Origin of the sequence: Brevundimonas sp. UBA6550 (assembly GCF_002434505.1) — a bacterium.
In the GTDB taxonomy this organism is placed as follows: Bacteria; Pseudomonadota; Alphaproteobacteria; order Caulobacterales; family Caulobacteraceae; genus Brevundimonas.
In genome coordinates this window covers 268058-287481 of record NZ_DJKE01000001.1, presented here as the reverse complement: position 1 = coordinate 287481, position 19424 = coordinate 268058, and the positions used below count along the sequence as shown (strand labels likewise).

The 19424-nt window shown below is 66.7% G+C and carries 15 protein-coding genes; 5 read left to right on the top strand and 10 right to left on the bottom strand.

The genetic code is table 11. The annotated features are described in order from the left end of the window. Nucleotides 1-5 precede the first annotated feature (5 nt). The gene (locus tag B3Z70_RS01320; protein ID WP_292024134.1) at nt 6-1169 is read right to left on the bottom strand and encodes an acyl-CoA dehydrogenase family protein; all 1164 of its coding nucleotides are present in this window, start codon (nt 1167-1169) and stop codon (nt 6-8) included. 62 nt (nt 1170-1231) lie between these two features. Here B3Z70_RS01320 and B3Z70_RS01315 point away from each other — a divergent pair, with 62 nt between their 5' ends. Continuing rightward, nucleotides 1232-1612: a hypothetical protein gene (locus B3Z70_RS01315; protein WP_292024133.1), complete on the top strand. Its 381-nt coding sequence runs from the start codon at nt 1232-1234 to the stop codon at nt 1610-1612. Nucleotide 1613: 1 nt separating this feature from the next. On the opposite strand, the gene B3Z70_RS01310 is transcribed toward B3Z70_RS01315, so the two are convergent. From B3Z70_RS01310 to B3Z70_RS01285, 6 genes are all read right to left on the bottom strand, one after another. Further along, a complete protein-coding gene (locus tag B3Z70_RS01310) occupies nt 1614-3398 on the bottom strand; it encodes an acyl-CoA dehydrogenase C-terminal domain-containing protein (RefSeq protein WP_292024132.1) in 1785 nt (594 codons plus the stop codon). Nucleotides 3399-3401: 3 nt separating this feature from the next. Beyond that, on the bottom strand, nt 3402-3881 hold the full coding sequence (locus B3Z70_RS01305; RefSeq protein ID WP_087120466.1) for a MerR family transcriptional regulator: 480 nt from the start codon (nt 3879-3881) through the stop codon (nt 3402-3404). 175 nt (nt 3882-4056) lie between these two features. Next, nucleotides 4057-4473: a DoxX family protein gene (locus B3Z70_RS01300; RefSeq protein WP_292024131.1), complete on the bottom strand. Its 417-nt coding sequence runs from the start codon at nt 4471-4473 to the stop codon at nt 4057-4059. A 211-nt stretch (nt 4474-4684) separates the two neighbouring features. Then, on the bottom strand, nt 4685-4900 hold the full coding sequence (locus tag B3Z70_RS01295) for a helix-turn-helix domain-containing protein (protein WP_292024130.1): 216 nt from the start codon (nt 4898-4900) through the stop codon (nt 4685-4687). A gap of 9 nt (nt 4901-4909) precedes the next feature. Next, a complete protein-coding gene (locus B3Z70_RS01290) occupies nt 4910-5437 on the bottom strand; it encodes a DUF2975 domain-containing protein (protein ID WP_292024129.1) in 528 nt (175 codons plus the stop codon). Between the two features lie 121 nt (nt 5438-5558). Beyond that, nucleotides 5559-6971 (bottom strand): protein adenylyltransferase SelO, encoded by a 1413-nt coding sequence (locus B3Z70_RS01285; RefSeq protein ID WP_292024128.1) that lies wholly within the window; start codon nt 6969-6971, stop codon nt 5559-5561. A 372-nt stretch (nt 6972-7343) separates the two neighbouring features. Here B3Z70_RS01285 and nhaA point away from each other — a divergent pair, with 372 nt between their 5' ends. After that, on the top strand, nt 7344-8588 hold the full coding sequence (gene nhaA / locus B3Z70_RS01280; protein WP_292024127.1) for a Na+/H+ antiporter NhaA: 1245 nt from the start codon (nt 7344-7346) through the stop codon (nt 8586-8588). A 203-nt stretch (nt 8589-8791) separates the two neighbouring features. After that, nucleotides 8792-11434 (top strand): TonB-dependent receptor, encoded by a 2643-nt coding sequence (locus B3Z70_RS01275; protein ID WP_292044469.1) that lies wholly within the window; start codon nt 8792-8794, stop codon nt 11432-11434. A 79-nt stretch (nt 11435-11513) separates the two neighbouring features. Here the strand turns inward: B3Z70_RS01275 and B3Z70_RS01270 are convergent, their stop codons facing one another. After that, nucleotides 11514-11951 carry a VOC family protein gene (locus B3Z70_RS01270; protein ID WP_292024125.1) on the bottom strand — a complete coding sequence of 146 codons (438 nt, stop codon included), beginning with the start codon at nt 11949-11951 and terminating at the stop codon, nt 11514-11516. 79 nt (nt 11952-12030) lie between these two features. Here B3Z70_RS01270 and B3Z70_RS01265 point away from each other — a divergent pair, with 79 nt between their 5' ends. After that, nucleotides 12031-12936 (top strand): LysR family transcriptional regulator, encoded by a 906-nt coding sequence (locus tag B3Z70_RS01265; RefSeq protein WP_292024124.1) that lies wholly within the window; start codon nt 12031-12033, stop codon nt 12934-12936. Nucleotides 12937-12998: 62 nt separating this feature from the next. On the opposite strand, the gene B3Z70_RS01260 is transcribed toward B3Z70_RS01265, so the two are convergent. Both B3Z70_RS01260 and B3Z70_RS01255 read right to left on the bottom strand, forming a co-directional pair. Further along, nucleotides 12999-16091, bottom strand: coding sequence for an efflux RND transporter permease subunit (locus tag B3Z70_RS01260; protein ID WP_292024123.1), 3093 nt, complete (start codon nt 16089-16091; stop codon nt 12999-13001). A gap of 10 nt (nt 16092-16101) precedes the next feature. After that, nucleotides 16102-17235, bottom strand: coding sequence for an efflux RND transporter periplasmic adaptor subunit (locus tag B3Z70_RS01255; protein ID WP_292024122.1), 1134 nt, complete (start codon nt 17233-17235; stop codon nt 16102-16104). 194 nt (nt 17236-17429) lie between these two features. On the opposite strand from B3Z70_RS01255, the gene lepA reads away from it, so the two are divergent. Beyond that, complete coding sequence (lepA, locus tag B3Z70_RS01250; RefSeq protein ID WP_292024121.1) at nt 17430-19238, top strand: translation elongation factor 4; 1809 nt, start codon at nt 17430-17432, stop codon at nt 19236-19238. Nucleotides 19239-19424: the final 186 nt, after the last annotated feature.

Sequence of the window (19424 nt, the reverse complement as noted above, 5' to 3'; positions counted from 1 at the left end):
GGCTGTCAGAGCGTCCGCGCGATCAGCAGCTTCATGATCTCGTTGGTGCCGCCATAGATGCGCTGCACCCGCGCGTCCTTGTACAGCTGGGCGATGGGATATTCGTTCATATAGCCATATCCGCCGTGCAGCTGCAGCATCTCGTCCAAGGTCTCGCCCTGGATGTCGGTGACCCAGTATTTGGCCATGGAGGCCGTGGCGGCGTCGAGCTTGCCCTGCAGGTGCAGGCCGATGCAGTGATCGACGAAGACCTTGGCCACGGTCAGCTTGGTCTTGACCTCGGCCAGCTTGAACTGGGTGTTCTGGAAGTCCAGGATCCGCTTGCCGAAGGCCTTGCGCTCCTTGACGTAGGCCAGGGTCGCCTCGAGGCCGCGCTCGGCGGCGGCGACGCCCTGGACGGCGATGTTCAGTCGTTCCTGCGGCAGTTGCTGCATCAGCTGGACGAAGCCGTGGCCCTCGCCGCCGCCGATGATGTTGTCGCCGGGAACCTTCACGTCGTTGAAGAACAGTTCGGAGGTGTCGTTGGCCTCCATGCCGATCTTGTGCAGGTTGCGGCCGCGCTCGAACCCTTCCGCGCCATCGGTCTCGACCACGATCAGGCTGGTGCCCTTGGCGCCCTCGGCCGGGTCGGTCTTGGCCACCACGATGATCAGATTGGCCAACTGCCCGTTGGTGATGAAGGTCTTGGAGCCGTTGACGACATAGCTGTCGCCCGACTTGATGGCGGTGGTCTTGATCCCTTGCAGGTCCGAACCCGCGCCCGGTTCGGTCATGGCGATGGCGCCGACCAGTTCGCCCGATTGCAGGCGGGGCAGCCAGCGCTGCTTCTGCTCCTCGGTGCCGTAATGCCAGATGTAGGGCATAACGATCGCATTGTGCAGGCTGATGCCGAAGTGGTCCGCGCCCTTCCAGCCCAGCTGGCGCATCAGCACGACTTCATGGCGATAATCGCCGCCGAAGCCGCCGTCTTCTTCCGGCAGGCTCAGGCCCAGCAGGCCCGCCGCCCCGGCATCGTTCCACAGCTGGCGCGGCACGCTGGAGTTGGCGATCCACTGCTGCACCTTGTCCAGCGGCGCGTGCTCGTCGATCCATTTGCCGACGCTGTCGGAGAAGAGGGTGATCTCCTCTTCCTGCATGAAGGCGGGTTCGGGGCTGTTGAGCACGTTCACGGCGTCTTCCCTAAATATGTGGCTCCGGTCATTGTCGCCGTGCCTTTGAGATGGATGGGGTTATGCGGCTTTTTTTATTACTGGCGGCTGCTGCAGTGTTGGCTGGTTGCGGCCCAGTACAGGATCGGGATGTTGTTGGCCATTATCGGCTCGTCGCGACGGATGCCCCAGAGGAGCAGATGCTTTGTTACTCGCTTGATGGCGGGAATTGCATTGAGCGTATTCCAGCCACGGTGTTCGAGGTCGGGTACGATGATCGTTATGTCGTCGCTAGCGTCGATGAAGACAACGACGGCAGTCATCTAAGCTATTACTATATCATAAGGGCGCTTGATGGGCCTTTGGCGGAACCGTCTGTTTCGGTCAAAGGTCCTTTGTACCTTGAAGAATTCGAACGCGAGAAGTCACGACTGGCCCTGCCGCAGGCAAGGCCAGTCGGCTGAATCAGAAGGCCTCGGCTGGCATGGCCATCAGCACGTCGGCGCCGGTCTTCATCTTCTTCAGGTGGCTTTCCGCGTCCGGCAGGATGCGCTCGACGAAGTAGCGGCCGGTCTGCAGCTTGGTCGCATAGTAGGGGTCGGTCGAGCCGGCCTCGATCTTGGCCTGGGCCGCCTTGGCCATCTGCGCCCACATATAGGCCAGGGCCGTCAGGCCGAAGACGTTCAGATAGTCGGTAGAAGCGGCGCCGGCGTTGTCCGGGTTGGCCATGCCGTTCTGCATCAGCCACATGGTGCCGTCCTGCAGCTTGGCCTTCACATCGGCCAGACCGTCGACGAAAGGCTTGATGGCTTCGTTGCCGCTGTTCTCGGCGACGAAGGCGTCTATCTCGCCGAACCAGGTCATGATGGCCCGACCGCCGGCCGAGGGCAGTTTGCGGCCCACCAGGTCCAGCGCCTGGATGCCGTTGGTGCCCTCGTAGATCATGGTGATGCGGGCATCGCGCAGATACTGCGAGGCGGGGAAGTGTTCGGTGTAGCCCGAACCGCCGTGGACCTGCATGCCCAGCGAGGCGACGTGGAAGCCCTTGTCGGTCAGATAGGCCTTCAGCACCGGCGTCAGCAGGCCCATGTAATCCTTGGCCTTGGTGGCGACGGCCTCGTCCTCGGACTTCTCCAGATCGGCGTGCAGCGCGGTCCACAGGATGAAGGCCTGGCCGCCTTCGACGAAGGCCTTGGATTCCAGCAGCATCCGGCGCACGTCGGGGTGGACCATGATCGAATCGGCCGGGCCGTCCGGGTTCTTCGGTCCGGTCAGCGAACGGCCCTGCAGGCGGTCCTTGGCGAACTCGACGGCGGCCTGATAGGCGGCGGTGCCGATGGCCAGACCCTGCAGGCCGGTGCCCAGGCGGGCCTCGTTCATCACCACGAACATATTGTTCATGCCCCGGCCTTCTTCGCCGATCAGCCAGCCCTTGGCGCCGTCATATTGCATGACCGCCGTGGCGTTGCCGTGAATGCCCATCTTGTGCTCAAGGCCGGCGCATTCCAGCGTGTTGCGCTCGCCCAGCGAACCGTCTTCGTTGACCAGATACTTGGGCACGACGAACAGCGACAGGCCCTTGATGCCCGGAACCGCGCCCTCGACGCGGGCCAGCACCGTGTGGATGATGTTGTCGGCGAAGTCGTGCTCGCCGGCCGAAATCCAGATCTTCTGGCCGGTGATCGAATACGACCCGTCGCCGTTCGGAACCGCCTTGGTGCGGACCAGTCCTAAGTCGGTGCCGCACTGGGGCTCGGTCAGGTTCATGGTGCCCGACCATTCGCCGGTCGCCATCTTGGGCAGGTATTTCTGCTTAAGCTCATCCGACGCATTGGCGTGGATGCCCGCATAGGCGCCCGCCGTCAGGCCCGGATACATCGAGAACGCGGCCGAGGCGCCCGCCGTCATCTGACCGAAGGCCGAGGCCACCACGCTGGGCATGCCCTGACCGCCATAGGCCGGGTCGGCGGCCAGCGCCATCCAGCCGGCTTCCGACATGGCCTTGTAGGCTTCCTTCCAGCCCTTGGGTCCGGTCACGACGCCGCCCTCGGCCCAGTGACAGCCTTCCTTGTCGCCCGGATTGTTGATCGGCGCGATCACCTCGTCGGCGAACTTGGCGCCTTCTTCCAGGATCTGGTCGACCAGATCCGAAGAGACGTCCTGGAAGCCCGGCTGGTTGGTGTAGCGGTCGATCTCCAGCACTTCGTTCAGGATGAAGGTGAAGTCGCGGACAGGCGCCTTGTAGGCCATGGATTACGCTCTTGCTTTGAAGGGGTGATGGTCGTGATTGAGGCGCGACTTCAGCAGCCGCTCATAGTCTTCCGCGCCCGGCAGCAGGTCGGGGCGATGTTCGGACAGTTTGGATTCCATCCAGGCGCAGGCGGTTTCCGCCGTCTCGATCGCGCCCTCGATGTCTTCCAGCTGCTGTTTCAGCGCGGCGATCTGGGCGCGGTGCCGCACCAGGGCCACCGCCATCTGATGGACGTTGTGGTCCTTCTGATCATAGAGATCCATCATGTCCTGGATCTCCTGCAGGGTGAAGCCGATGCGGCGTCCCCTCAGGATCAGCTTCAGACGGGCGCGGTCGCGGGCGTCATAGACCCGCGTCTGGCCCTTGCGCGCAGGGGTCAGAAGGCCCTTGTCCTCATAGAATCGAAGGGCCCGCGCCGTGGCGCCGAACTCGCGGCACAGCTGGCGAATGGAATAGGTTCTGTGATCGTCGGCTGTGGCCATGCGCCGACCATAACTTTACCCGCACGTAAAGGGAAGAGTTTACGCGCACGTAAGGGTAAGCTTTTTCGGCGGCGCGCTTTCGGCAAAGAAAAAGCCCGGAACCGGGGGAACGGTTCCGGGCGCGAAACGCCGGATGGAGGGGGGAGAACGTCCGGCGCTCGAACTTGTCGGCGCGTCAGGCCCGGCGGCGACCCAGCAGCACCGGAACCGTGAAGGCCAGAAGCACGGCGTTGACCGCCGCCAGGGCGATGTCGTGATTGACGGCGTGGACGGCCATCATGGCCGCCTCCATCACGACCAGGCCGGTCGCGGCGGTCAGCAGCAGCGGACGGCCGACGCGCCAGGAGATCAGCGGGCTCAGCACGCCCAGCGCCAGCACCACCTCGACCAGGCCCAGGCCGCGCACCATGTTCTCGGGCGCGACGGCGGGCCAGCCCATCAGATTGATCAGATTGGTCATCGGCTCGGTCAGCTTGGCGTAGCCGGCGGCGATGAAGAACATCGCGATCCAGCCCTGCAGGGTCCACAGGGCGATGTTGCGATAGGCGGCGCGGCTGCGGGCCTGGGGGGCGGGAAGGGTCGTCGTGGTCATTGGGAAAGGGCCTAATTCGTAACAGCCGCGATATCGGATCGGGCATCGCCGTTCGCAAGAGGGGATATAGCGGCGCTTTGAATATTTGTCATCCGGCGATGACATCAGCTGATGACATCGGTTGATGACTTTGTGTTACAGGCCTCTCAAACCGTTGAGGCGCGGAGAGATTTTCCGCGCCTCGTCGAACTTTCGGATTGTGCAGCCGGGCCTATTCCGGCTGCGGTCCCGGCGTCTGCACGATCAGGTCGCCGGGCTGGCAGTCCAGTTCGCGGCACAGGGCGTCCAGGGTGGAAAATCGCACGGCGCGGGCCTTGCCGGTCTTCAGGATCGACAGATTGGCCATCGTCACCCCCACCCGGTCGGACAGTTCGGTCAGCGACATCCGGCGGTCCAGCAGCAGGCGGTCCAGTTGGATCAGGATCATGGCGCGCCCTCAGACCGTGGTCAGCTGTTCGTCGCGCATGGCGGCGCCCTGGCGAAACACCTCGGCCAGGATGAAGACCACCAGGATCCCCAGCCAGGACCCCAGGTCGAACTTATAGTCCGACGGCGCCTGGCCGATGCTCTGCGGGGCGACGAAGACCAGCAGCAGCGCCGTCATCTGGATGCCGATCAGGCCCAGGCCCACGCCTTGCAGGCGTTTGACGTTGGCGAACTCGAAGGCGTCGGCCTGGTTCACCGACAGCAGGATGCGCCGCAGCCGGTTGATGATCCACCAGGTGAAGCCGCAGGCCATGGCCGCGCCCAGGAAGGTCAGGCGCCCGGTCCATTGCAGGGTGTTGGTCGGGTCGGCGCTGGCGCCCTTCAGCGCGTCGATCAGCCCTGCGCCGAAACTCGGCACGACCAGGGTGAACAGGAAGACGAGAATCGTCGCCACGGCGCCGATCATCACGTACACGTTCAAGAAGCCCAATAGCCAGCGCAGGGCGCTGGCGATGGAGTATTTGCCGATCATCTTCATCTCGAAACCCTTCCAATGGGTCGCCCTCCGCGACCGACTTGGTGAATATCGATATGGATTTATCGATAAACGGGCAAGAACATTATCGATAAACGAGATGAAGCTTTCGTAAGGTTCGGCTTCAGGCGGTGAAGCCCCAGGCGACGCGGGCCGCCTCCAGCCGGGCCAGCTTGGCGTGGAGCGGCGTCCAGTCGTCGTCGGCGTCGATTGAGGCCCACAGGGTTTCGACCTCCCCGATCAGCATTTCCTCCGGCTCGCGGGCGGCGAACATGGGGTGCTCCAGCCGCTCGATCCGGTCGGGCTCGTGCTCCAACAGGGCGAAGCGGAAGGCGTCGAAGGCCTCGCCCTGATACAGTTTGGCGCGCGGTCCCGACAGGGCGCGGGCCGAGGAGGCGAAACCGCCGAACCAGTCGAAGAACAGCGGCTCCCACCGCATCGCCTCGCCGCCTTCGCGCAGAAGGGCCAGAGTCGCATCCACAAGCCGCTGATCCGCCGCTTCGCCCAGGCTGTGGACTCCCAGCCGCATCAAAAAGGCGGCGCGCAGTTCGCGGATATAGGCCGGGCCAAACCCGTTCAGCGCGTCGGCCAGGGTCTTGGGATCGGACACCACCGCCAGGCAGCTGGCCAGCTGCGTCAGGTTCCAGAACACCGCCTCGGGCTGGCGGGCGAAGGCGTAGAGGCCGCCGTGGTCGAAATAGGCGGCGGTGAAACCAGGCTGATAGGACGGCAGGAAGCGCCACGGGCCATAGTCGAAGCTCTCGCCCGTGACGTTCAGATTGTCGGTGTTCAGCACCCCATGCACGAACCCCGCCGCGATCCAGCGCGCCGTCAGCCGGGCCGAGGCGTCGACGATGGCGCGCATCAGGCCGGGAACGTCGCCCGGCGCGACCTGGGGGTGATACATACTGCGGACGTGTTCGATCAGGGCCTCGATCTGATCCGGCCGGTTCAGATAGGCGGCGCGCTGAAAGGTCCCGAACCTCACATGACTGTGCGACAGCCGCACCAGGACGGCGGATCGGGTAGGCGACGGTTCGTCCCCCCGCTCCAGCGCCTCGCCGGTCTCGATCAGGGACAGGGCGCGGCTGGTGGGTACGCCCAGCGCCTCCAGCATCGCCGCCGCCAGCACCTCGCGCACCCCGCCCTTCAGCGTTAGCCGTCCGTCGCCGTCGCGCGACCAAGGCGTGCGGCCCGACCCCTTGGTCCCCAGATCGAGCAGGCGGCCATTGGCGTCGCGCATCTGCGCCGCCAGAAAGCCGCGCCCGTCGCCCAGGTCGGGATTGTAGTGGCGGAACTGATGGCCGTGATAGCGCATGGCGACCGGGCCGGGCTGGCCGGGCAGGGGTTCGAACCGGCCGAAGGCGGCGATCCATTCCGCGTCGCTCAATCCCTCCAGCCCGACCTCGGCGGCGGCGCGGTCGTTGCGGAACCGCAGGATCGTCTGCGGGAAGTCGGCGGCCTGAACCGCGTCCGAATAGTCGGGGCCGAGGTCGATGAAGCGCGGTTCGGGGCGATAGGCGGAGGAGACGGGCATGGAGGGCTAGGTGCGTGTCCGACGGGGGAAGCGCAACCGCTTCTTTCGTCATCCTCCGGCAAGCCGCTTGCGGCGCAGACCGGGGGACCCAGCGGCGCGCGTGAGCGCGAACCTGTCGCGAACTGGATCTTTGGAGAGCTTACGGCGGATGAGTTTCGCCTTCGGCGCCGCTGGGTTCCGGGTCTTCGCTCCGCTTCGCCCGGAATGACGAAAGAGGGCGGCGGTTGGTCCCGCACTCAGCTTCGCCTATAATGTCGCCAGACATCAGGCCGCCCCGCGCGGCCAGGCTGGCGCGCCCTATGCGGGCGGCGAATCCGGTCCGACGCCCGTCGATAACCTGGCGTCACGACGAAACTTCCTTTGGAGGCCGCCGTGGCGCGCAGACTGACTCTCGATTTCCTCAAGACCGAGGCCGCATCCGGCCTGGCCCTGGCGCTGGCGGCCCTCGCCGCCTTGATGGTCGCCAACTCGCCCTGGAGCGGGGAGTATTTCGCCTGGCTGAAGTCCTATCACGTGCTTCAGATCGGCCCGATCAGGCTGCAGGAGACGATCTCCGACTGGATCAAGGAAGGGCTGATGGCGGTCTTCTTCCTCGTGGTGGGGCTGGAGATCAAATACGAGATCGTGCGCGGCGAACTGAGCGATCCCAGGAAGCTGGCGACGCCGGTGCTGGCGGCCCTGGGCGGCATGGCGGGGCCGGCGGCGGTCTATCTGCTGGCATCCGGCCTGATCGGCGCGCCCCACGCGGGATGGCCCATCCCCCTGGCCACCGATATCGCCTTCGCCCTGGCCGTCTTCGGTTTCGTGGGCAAGGGGCTGCCGTCGTCGCTGCGGGTCTTCCTTCTGACCCTGGCCATCGTCGACGACCTGGGCGCCATCGCCCTGATCGCCGTGCTGTTCAGCGAGGGGACCAACTGGATTCAGCTGCTGTGGGCCGCGGCCGCCCTGATCGCGGGCGCCGTCGCCGCGCATCGCATCCGCATCCCCGCGCCCTTTTGGGTGCTGGGGTTCGCCCTGGTCTGGTATCTGACGGTGCTGTCGGGCCTCAGCACCTCCCTGACCGCCGTGGCCTTCGCCATGATCGTGCCGATCCAGGCGCGCGCCGAAGACGGCCAGAGCCCGCTGAAGGCGGCCATCCACGACCTGCACCCGTGGAACGCCTTTCTGGTCCTGCCCCTGTTCGCCTTCGCCAAGGCGGGCGTCTCCTTCGCCGGCCTGTCGATGGATCAGGCGTTCGCGCCGCTGGTCGTCGCCATCGCGCTGGGCCTGTTCCTGGGCAAGCAGATCGGCGTGTTCGGCGCCGCCTGGCTGGCCTCGGCGCTGAAGATCGGCGCACGTCCGACCGGCGCCGGCTGGCTGCAGGTCTATGGGGTGTCGCTGCTGTGCGGCGTGGGCTTCACCATGAGCCTGTTCATCGGCGTGCTGGCCTTCCCCGGCGTGGTCGACAGCCCCGAGCAGGTCGAGGTCAAGCTGGGGGTTATCGGCGGCTCGATCCTGTCGGCGGTCGCGGCGGCCCTGGTGCTGGGTCTGGCGGGCCGGAAGCGCCGCTTCGACCCCGTCGCTCTGAAACCCGAGGTAGAGCCATTGGGGCCGAAAACCGGGCAAAAACTGACCTAGCGTCAGGGTTTTCTGTCGCTTCCTCGACACACAAAGGCGGATCTGCGGCGAAAAATCGTCGCGGGCGAGAACGCTCGCTTGTCGGTGGCGTCGAAGCGCGCTTAGCCTAGCGATAACGAACGCTCCCCCACGAAGGGGACGTCGATGGGAACAGGAAACGCCGCGATCGCCCAAGGCGACGCGACTTCAGCCGGGAGGACGCTATGCGCCGCAATCTTCAACTCAGGACCACCGTGTCCGCCGCCGCCGTGATCGGCGCCGTGGCCTTCGGCTTCGCCGGCGCCGCCGTCGCACAGGAAGCGCCGGCGACCGTCGACGACATCATCGTCACCGCCCAGAAGCGCGAACAGAGCCTGCAGGACGTGCCGATCGTGGTCACCACCCTGTCGCAGGAACTGCTGCAGGGCGCGGGCGTGCAGGACATCAAGGACCTGCAGATCCTGACGCCGGGCATGACCGTCACCTCGACCCAGTCGGAAGCCTCCACCACCGTCCGCATCCGCGGCGCCGGCACCGTGGGCGACAACCCCGGCCTGGAAAGCTCGGTCGGCGTGGTGATCGACGGCGTCTATCGCTCGCGCAACTCGGTCGGCTTCGGCGACCTGGGCGAACTGAGCCGCATCGAGGTCCTGAAGGGCCCGCAGGGCACCCTGTTCGGCAAGAACACCTCGGCCGGCGTCATCAACATCATCACCGAACGCCCGTCGTTCGACCCGTCGATCTCGGCGGAACTGACCGGCGGCAACTTCGGCGCCATCGGCGGCTCGGTTTCCGTCACGGGCGGCCTGACCGACCAGATCGCCGGTCGCCTGTTCGTCGCCCACCGCGAGCGTGACGGCTTCTACGACGTCAACAACGGCGACGGCCCCAACAGCCGCAAGGACGACCAGACCCAGGATTACTGGACCACGCGCGGCCAGCTGCTGATCCTGCCCAACGACAACACCTCGATCCGCCTGATCGCGGACTACACCAAGCGCGAGGAATACTGCTGCGTCGCCGTGCAGACCCGCGTCGGCCCGTCCCAGGCCTTCATCGCCGCCCTGGCCGCGCCGAACGGTCCGGGCCAAACGCCGCCGGTCGCAGGATTCGGCACGGTGCCCTTCTCGCGCCTGGCCTATTCGAACCGCGAGACGCCGCAAGAGATCGAGGACATGGGACTGTCGGCGGAAGCCACCATCGACTTCCCCAGCATGAACGCCACCCTGACGTCGCTGACCTCGTGGCGCGACTGGTCGTTCCAGCAGGGGATGGACCTGGACTACACCGGCGCCGACCTCCTGTACCGCGCCAACGACGGCTCCAACGGCTATGGCGTCGGCAACCTGACCCAGGAACTGCGGCTGGCCGGAACGACGGACAAGTTCGACTGGCTGGTCGGCATGTTCGCCACGCGCGAGACGGTCTATCGCGACGACAACTATGTCTATGGCTCGGATTACAACGCCTTCGCCTCCTTCCTGCTGACGGCCTCGGTGCCTGCGGCCTTCGGCGGCCCCAGCCCGTCGCGGATCGGCTGCTTCACCAATCCGAACGGCTTCCTGGTCGGCACGACCGGCGCCCTGGCCGGCCAGCCGCTTTGCGTTCTGGGGCTGGTTCCGCCCAGCGCCGCCGCCCCTGCCTTCGGCGTCGGCAAGGCCTATGAGGACCGTTATTCCCAGAAGTCGGAATCGGTCGCCCTGTTCACCAACAACACCTACCGCGTGACCGAGGCCTTCGACATCAACCTGGGCCTGCGCTACACCTACGACAGCAAGCGTCTGCTGGGCCTGCAGGACAATCTGGGGACCAACGGCGCGGCCTGCGGCGGCGCCCTGGCGAACCAGAACCCGGCCAACCGCACCGTCTCGCCGATCCCCGGCACCGCCAATGTCGCCACGCCGGCCGCCGCGCTGGGCCTTCTGTGCCTGCCCTGGTCCAACCCGCTCTATGACGGTCGCCGCATCCAGGAGAAGTTCAGCGACACCGACCTGTCGGGCACGATCAAGGCGTCCTACCGCTTCAACCCCTCGATCATGGTCTATGGGTCCTATGCGCGCGGCTACAAGGGCGCGGGCTACAACATGGACCGGGTGCAGACGGGCGTGACGCCGGACGCCTCGCTGTTCTTCAAGGCCGAGACGGTCGACAGCTATGAGGCTGGGGTCAAGACGACCCTGTTCAACCGCACCATGCTGCTGAACCTGACCTACTTCGACCAGAAGTTCGAGAACTTCCAGCTGAACACCTTCCTGGGCACCGCCTTCGTGGTGGAATCGATCCCGGAACTGACCTCGCGCGGCGTCGACGCCGACATGGTCTGGTTCACCCCGGTCGAGGGCCTGACCTTCCAGGGCGGCGTGACCTACACCGACGCGAAGTATGGCCAGTTCGGCGCCGCCGACCTGTCCAGCCCGGGCCGCTTCCCGCAGCTGTCGCTGCTGCCGGGCGCACGCGCCTCGTTCGCCCCGGAATGGTCGCTGACCGGCGCCCTGGCCTTCGACCGCTCGCTGGGCGGGGGCCTGCGCGGCGGGTTCAACCTGTCGGCCAAATATTCGACCGAGTACAACACCGGCTCTGACCTGCTGCCCTACAAGCATCAGGACGCCTTCACCGTGGTCAACGGCCGGGTCTCGATCGGGTCGGAAGACGAACGCTGGACCGTGGAGGTCTGGGGCCAGAACCTGCTGCAGGAAGAATACACCCAGGTCGGCTTCGCCGCCCCGCTGCAGGGCACGGCCTTCACCAACACCACGACGCCCCAGGCCAACGGCACCTTCTACAACCAGGCCACCGACACGGCGACCTACAACGCCTACCTCGGCGCCCCGCGCACCTACGGCGTGACGCTGAAGGTCAAATACTGATCGTCAGGCCGCAGGGCTGGACGACCAAGGGCCGACCGGGAAACCGGCCGGCCCTTTTTCCTTTGCGCTCGCCGGGCCGCTATCCGGCCGCCTGTCGGGCCGAATGGCGAACGGTCTGCCCGTAGGACAGCTCCAGGGTGTTGCCGTCGGGGTCGGCGATATAGGTCCAGTACCCCACCGGATCGGGGCTTTGCGTGGGCGGCGAGCGCAGGACGCCTTGCGCCCTGGCCAGGTCCGCCAGACGATCCACGTCCGCGCGGCTGGCGCAGGCCATGCCCAAATGGCCGAAAGGCCCCAGAGGCGTGTCGCGCAGGGCGTCGGATTCCACCAGCACGACGGCGAACCGCGTATGGGGGTCCGCCATCCAGACGACGCGGTTGATGGGCCCCGCTCCCTCGCGCTCGTGGGTCGCCGAAAGCCCGGCGAAGGTTTTGTAGAAGGCGCGGCTCCGATCCAGGTCGCGCACGACAAATGCGACGTGGGTCAGTCCCCGGTCGGGATGTGGCGTTTCGGACATGTCTTGCGCTCCTGGCTTGATGTCCGGCATGTTTCGTCATGCGTTGAGCGAATGGAAATGAAGATGCATGATGCCGATCATGCGATCTGTGAATGATCTGAACGGCGTCGATCTCAACCTTCTGGTTGTGCTGGACGCCTTGCTCGCCGAGCGCCATGTCACCCGCGCCGCCGTTCGGCTGAACAAGACCCAGCCTGCCGTCAGCCATGCCCTGGCCCGTCTTCGCGTCCTGTTCGACGATCCGATTCTGGTGCGGCGCCAGGGGCGGTTGGAGCCGACGCCGCGCGCCCTGGACCTGGCGGCGCCGTTGCGGGACGCGCTGTCGATGCTGAGCGGTCTGGTGGACGAGCGGGTGTTCAGGGCCGAGACGGCCAAGCGCGAGTTTCGGCTGTCGATGTCGGACTATGCGGCCGACGTCCTTCTGCCCGGCCTGGTCGGGCGGATCGTTCATGCGGCGCCGGGCGCGACTCTGGCCCTTGTGTCGCTGGGTCGGGACGCCGCGCTGGCCGCGATCCGGGCGGGCGAGATCGATCTGGCGATCGGGGTCTATCCCCAGGGGCGAACCGACGACCTTCGCACATCCCCCCTGTTCGATGACCAGTTCGCCTGCCTCGCCGATGCGACATCGGGGGCGCCGGCTTCGCTACGGGCCTATCTGTCGAGACCGCACATCGCCGTCTCCGCCTCGCCCGAGGACAATGGGGAGGTGGACGCCGCCCTGGCCGCTCGGGGTCTCGACAGGCGCGTGGCGATCACCCTGCCGCATTGGTCGGTCGCGCCCCGGCTTCTGCAAGGCTCCGACCTGATCCTGACCGTCGCCCGCCGGAGTCTGGCGAGCCGGCAAGAAGGCCTTGTGATCGCGCCGCCGCCGATCGCGCTGCCGATCATTCCCCTGGTGCAGGCCTGGCATGTCCGGCGGGATTACGACCAGGGCCTGAGATGGTTGCGGACGCAGATCGCGCAAAGCGTCGCCGCCGATCCCTAGGCGCTTTCCAAAACGGCCGGGAGAGGTCCGCCGAACGCGCGGCGCCTCTCCCGGAAAGGCCTTTATTCCACCAGCGGTCCCTGTTTCGGCTTGGCCAGTTCGCGCTGGCCGGCCGTCTTGCGGTGCAGGATGCGGCGGGCGCCCTGGGCGAAGTCGTCGACGATGGTGAAGATGGCCGGGATGTAGAGCAGGCTGAGGAAGGTCGAGGAGATCAGTCCGCCCAGCACGGCGATGGCCATGGGCGAGCGGAACTGGACGTCGGCCCCCACCCCCATGGCGATGGGCACCATGCCGGCGCCCATGGCGAAGGTGGTCATCAGGATGGGCCGGGCGCGCTTGTGCGCCGCGTCCAGAATGGCCTCGCGCCGGGGCATCCCGTCGCGCTCGGCCATGATGACGTAGTCGACCAGCAGGATGGAGTTCTTGGCCGCGATCCCCATCAGCATCAGCACCCCGATCAGGGCCGACATGGAGAAGTTGGCGCCGCCGATGGCCAGGGCGATGAAGGCGCCGCCGATGGCCAGCGGCAGGGCCGCCATGATGGTGATCGGATAGGCGAAGCTTTTGAACAGCAAGGTCAGAACCGCATACATCAACAGGATGCCCGAGGCGAAGGCGACGCCGAAGCCGGTCAGCATCTCCTGAATGAACTCGGCGTCGCCGGCCGGCACCTGGCGCACGCCGGCGGGCAGGTTCTTGACCGAGGGCAGGCGGTTGACCGCCGCGCTGGCCGCCCCGGTCGTCGTGCCGTCCAGTTCGGCGCTGATCGAGGCGAGGCGCGAACGGTCCTGGCGGTTGACGGTGGCTGGGCCGGCGCCGAACTGGATGTCGGCGACGGCGCTCAGCGGCACCGAGGCGCCGCCGCTTGCGGGAACGCGCAGGTTCTCCAGCACGCTCAGGTCCTCGCGCGCGGCCTCGGTCAGCTGCAGACGGATCGGCACCTGGCGGTCGCCGAGGTTATATTTGGGCAGGTTCTGATCCACGTCGCCGATGGTGGCGACGCGCACGGCCTGTGAAATGGCGCCGGCGGACACGCCCGCCAGGGCCGCCTCGTCGGGGCGCGGCGTGACCAGGATTTCCGGCCGGGCGATGGCGGCCGAGTTGACCACGTTCGCCAGACCCGGAACGGTCCGCATCTCGGCCTCGACCTTGCGCGCCGCCGCGTTCAGGGCGTCGGGATTGTCGCCCAGAATCGAGAAGGTGTAGGTCGTGCCGTCTCCGGGGCCGCCGCCCTGCTGGGCGATGCCGGCGCGGACGCGGGCGCCGGGGATCTTCTTCAGCTCGTCCACCATGGCGCGGGCGAAGGCCTGCTGGCTCAGATCGCGGTCGCCCTTGGGCACCATGTCGGCATAGACATTGGCCTGGGTCACGTCCTGACCCCCGATGGCGGCATAGACCGACGTCACCTCGGGCCGGGCCTCCAGCGTCCGGGTCACCTGCTGCACCACCGCATCGGTCTGACGCAGGGTGGAGCCGGGCGGCAGTTCGACCTGGAAGGCGGCGCGGGCCGTGTCGCCGGGCGACATGAACTCGAACGACATCTTGGCCACGATCGCGGTGCCGATGGAGCCGACCAGGAACAGGATGCCCAGGACGAACACCTTCCAGCGGTTGCCCAGCGACCAGCGCAGCGCTTTCAGGTAACCGCCCATCCAGAACGGATCCTTGTCCTCATGGTGGGTGTGTTTGAGGATATAGGCCGCCATCAGCGGCGTCAGGGTGCGCGCCACCAGCAGGGAGAAGACCACAGACACGCAGGCCGCCAGGGCGAAGGCCTTGAAGAACTGTCCGATGATGCCGGGCATGAAGCCCACGGGCGCGAACACGGCGACGATGGTGGCGGTGGTGGCCACGACCGCCAGACCGATCTCGTCGGCCGCCTCCAGCGAGGCGTCATAGGGCGGTTTGCCGTCGCGCATGTGGCGGACGATGTTCTCGATCTCCACGATGGCGTCGTCGACCAGGATGCCGATGGTCAGCGACAGGGCCAGGAGCGTGACCACGTTCAGCGACTGATCCATCGGCCCCAGGATGGCGAAGGTCGGGATCAGCGACATCGGCATGGCCGTGGCCGCGATGAAGGTGGCCCGCCAGTCTCGCAGGAAGATGAAGACGATGATGACCGCCAGCACGGCGCCCAGCAGCAGGGCCTCCAGCGAGGCCAGATAGGATTCCTCGATCTGTTCGACGCTGGCGGTGACCTGGCGGATGGTCAGTTCGGGATGGGCCTCGTTCAGCCGCTTGACCTCTTCGCGGACCTTGTCGGCGACCTTGACCTCGGAGGCGGTGCGCGAGCGCAGGAAGTTGAAGGTCACGGCCTCCTGGCCGTTGTAGCGGGCCAGGCGGCGCGGCTCGCTCCACTTGTCCTCGACCTTGCCCAGATTATCCAGGCGCACGGTCTTGCCGTCGCCCAGCGGCACCAGGGTCTCGCGAAGCTGCTGGACCGAGGTGGCCGAACCCAGGGTGCGGACCGCGCGCTCGGATCCGGCGATGGTGACGCGGCCGCCGGGCAGGTTGTTGTTGACGTTGTTCAGGGCCTGGCTGACCTCGGCGGCGGTGACGCCATAGGCGGCCAGCCGTTGCGGATCCAGCTCGACCCGCATTTCGCGATCCACCCCGCCGGAGCGGTTGACCTGGCCGACGCCGCCCAGGGCCAGCAGGCTGCGGCTGACCTCGTTGTCGATGAACCAGCTGATCTCTTCCGGCGTCATGGTGGGCGAGCGCACGACATAGGTGATCAGGGCGTCGCCGGTGATGTCGATGCGCTGGACCGCCGGCTCCTGCATGTCCTGGGGCAGGCTGGCGCGCAGGCCGGTCATGGCGTTGCGCACGTCGTTGGTGGCCCGGTCGGTGTCTGTGCCCAGCTCGAACTCGATGGTCGTGGTCGAGACGCCGTCGGTGATGTTGGAGTTGATGTGGCGCACGCCCGACAGGCCGGCCAGCGAATCCTCGATCAGGCGCGTGACCTGCACCTCCATTTCCGCCGGGGCGGAGCCGGGGCGGGCGGCGGTGACGGCGACCAGGGGGAAGTCGACGTCGGGGTTCTGATTGATCCGCATCCCCATGAAGCCGACCACCCCGCCGAGCGTCAGCAGCAGGAACAGCAGGATGATCGGGATCGGATTCTTGATCGCCCAGGACGACATCTGGTTCATGGCGTCGGTCCTACTTGGTCGCGGCCGGGGCTGCGGGGGCGACGGCGGGGGCGCCCACGGCCGGGGCGACGTTGACGCGGTCGCCCTCGTTCAGGAAGCCCGCGCCGTCCACCACCACGCGCACGCCGGTGTTGACGCCCGACACCGCCGTCTGGGCGTCGGTGCGCGACAGGACCGTGATCGGCTGGAAATGAACCCTGTCGCCGTTCAGGACGAAGACGCCGGGCTTGTTCTCCCGGTACAGCACCGCCCCGGTCGGGACGGTGGTCGCCGGCTGGTCGCCCACGGCGATGTCGGCGCGCGCGAACATGCCGGGCCGCAGCTGGGCGCCGGGCGCCAGGGAGATGCGGGCCAGGCCCAGGCGGGTCGTGGCGTTCACCTCGGGCGTGACGATGCGGACCGAGCCGGTGGTCTGGCCGGCCTCGCTGGAGGTCACGGTCGCCGACTGACCGGCGCGCACCAGGCCCAGCTCCGTCTCCGGCACCTGGGCGTCCAGCTCCAGCCGGCCGTCGCGGACCATGCGGAACAGTTCGGTCCCGGCCGCGATGATCTGGCCCTTGGTCACGCTGCGGCTGACGATCAGCCCGCCGACGGGCGCGCGGATGGTGGATTGGCTGAGGCGCGTCTGGGTCTCGGACAGGGCCGCGCGGGCGGCGGCCAGATTGGCGGTCGAGGACCGCTGATTGGCCAGGGCGGTGTCCAGCGACGCCTGGCTGAGGAAGCCGCGTTCCTTCAGCTGCTGGGCGCGGTCCAGGGCGGCGTCGTCGCGCGACACATTGGCCTGGGCCAGCTGCACCTGGGCCTGCTGCTGCTGAAGTTGGGCGCGCAGCAGGACATCGTTCATCTGCACCAGGGGCTGGCCCTGACGGACATAGGTTCCCTCGTCCACATAGACGGCGACGGCGGTCAGGCCCCCGGTCTCGGCCGCCACCGGCACCTCTTCCCAGGCCGAGACGGTGCCGGACGCGGTCACGGTGCGGTTCAGGCTGGTCTGGGACACGGTGGCCACGCTGACGGTCTGGCGCGAGCCGCCGCCGGCCTTTTCCTCGCTCTTGTCCTCGCCATGCCCGCCGCAGCTCGCCAGCAGAAACGCCGACAGGGCCATGGCGCCGACGTTGAGAGCGGTTCGGGTCGTCTTGGACACGGGGGATTTCCTCGGTTGCAGGCGAAGCGCATCGCCGGCTGGGCGCCGGTTAGGGGAAGAGTTGCTCCTTACCGCGTCCGCGAGCCGTTCTCAAACGCGGAAGTGGTTTGTTGCAAAGCCGTAATGTGGTCGGGCGCGCGACAGATCGGCCGTGCGGCTGGCCCCGGACCCTTGCGCGTGATAGGGGCGCGCGGATGACGACTCCCCCCATCTCGAACATTCGCAACTTCAGCGTGGTCGCGCACATCGACCACGGCAAGTCGACCCTGTCCGACCGCCTGATCCAGCACACCGGCGGCCTGACCGCGCGCGAGATGTCCGAACAGGTTCTCGACAACATGGAGATCGAGAAGGAACGGGGCATCACCATCAAGGCCCAGACCGTGCGCCTGACCTATCGGGCCAAGGACGGCCAGGACTATATCCTGAACCTGATGGACACGCCCGGCCACGTGGACTTCGCCTATGAGGTCAGCCGCTCGCTGGCCGCCTGCGAAGGCTCGCTGCTGGTGGTGGACGCCTCGCAAGGCGTCGAGGCCCAGACCCTGGCCAATGTCTATCAGGCCATCGACAACAACCACGAGATCGTCCCGGTCCTGAACAAGGTCGATCTGCCGGCCGCGGAGCCGGACCGGGTGCGCGCCCAGATCGAGGACGTGATCGGCATCGACGCCTCCGAAGCCGTCCTGGCCAGCGCCAAGTCCGGCATCGGCATCGAGGAGGTGCTGGAGGCCATCGTCACCAAGCTGCCCTCTCCTAAGGGGGATGCCAACGCGCCGCTGAAGGCCATGCTGGTGGACGCCTGGTACGACCCTTACCTGGGCGTCGTCGTGCTGGTGCGGGTGTTCGACGGCGTGCTGAAGACCGGGATGCGGGTCAAGATGATGCGCAACGGCTCGACCCACCTGATCGACCGGGTCGGCGTCTTCCTGCCCAAGAACACGCCGGTCGATCAGCTCGGCCCCGGCGAGGTCGGCTTCATCACCGCCCAGATCAAGGAAGTGGCCCACGCCGCCGTCGGCGACACCATCACCGACGAGAAGAAGCCGACCGCCGAGCCGCTGAAGGGGTTCAAGGAAGTCCAGTCGGTGGTCTTCTGCGGCCTTTTCCCGGTGGACGCCGCCGACTTCGAGGACCTGCGCGCCGCGATCGGCAAGCTGCGCCTGAACGACGCCTCCTTCACCTATGAGATGGAAAGCTCGGCGGCCCTGGGCTTCGGCTTCCGCTGCGGCTTCCTGGGTCTGCTGCACCTGGAGATCATTCAGGAACGCCTGAGCCGCGAGTTCAACCTCGACCTGATCGCCACGGCGCCCTCGGTCGTCTACAAGATCGGCCTGCGCGACGGCTCCGAAATGGACCTGCACAACCCGGCCGACCTGCCCGACGTGATGCAGATCGAGACCATCGCCGAGCCCTGGATCAAGGCCACCATCCTGACCCCCGACGAATACCTCGGCGGCGTGATCAAGCTGTGCCAGGACCGCCGCGGCCAGCAGATCGAACTGTCCTACGTCGGCAACCGCGCCATGGTGGTCTATGAGCTGCCGCTGAACGAGGTGGTTTTCGACTTCTACGACCGGCTGAAGTCGATCTCGAAGGGCTACGCTTCGTTCGACTACGAGATCACCGAATACAAGGTCGGCGACCTGGTGAAGATGTCCATTCTGGTCAACGCCGAGCCGGTCGACGCCCTGTCCATGCTGGTCCACCGCGCCCGCGCCGAGACGCGCGGGCGGGGCATGGTCGAGAAGATGAAGGAATTGATCCCGCCCCACCTGTTCCAGATCCCGATCCAGGCGGCCATCGGCGGCAAGATCATCGCCCGCGAGACCGTGCGCGCGCTTCGCAAGGACGTGACCTCGAAATGCTACGGCGGCGACGCCACCCGCAAGAAGAAGCTGCTGGAAAAGCAGAAGGCCGGCAAGAAGCGGATGCGCCAGTTCGGCAAGGTCGAAATCCCGCAGGAAGCCTTCATCGCCGCCCTGAAGATGGACGAGGATTGATCGCCTAGCGACGATCTTATCCCTCCCCCTGCGGGGTAGGGTGGCTGAGCCGCAGGCGAAGCCGGGTGGGGGCGGCTAGGCGACGGCGCGCTGATCTGACTTCAGACGAAATCTGAGAGGCTTTGCCCGGCCGCCCCCACCCGGTCGCTTCGCGACCACCCTCCCCGGCACGGGGAGGGAAAGGCA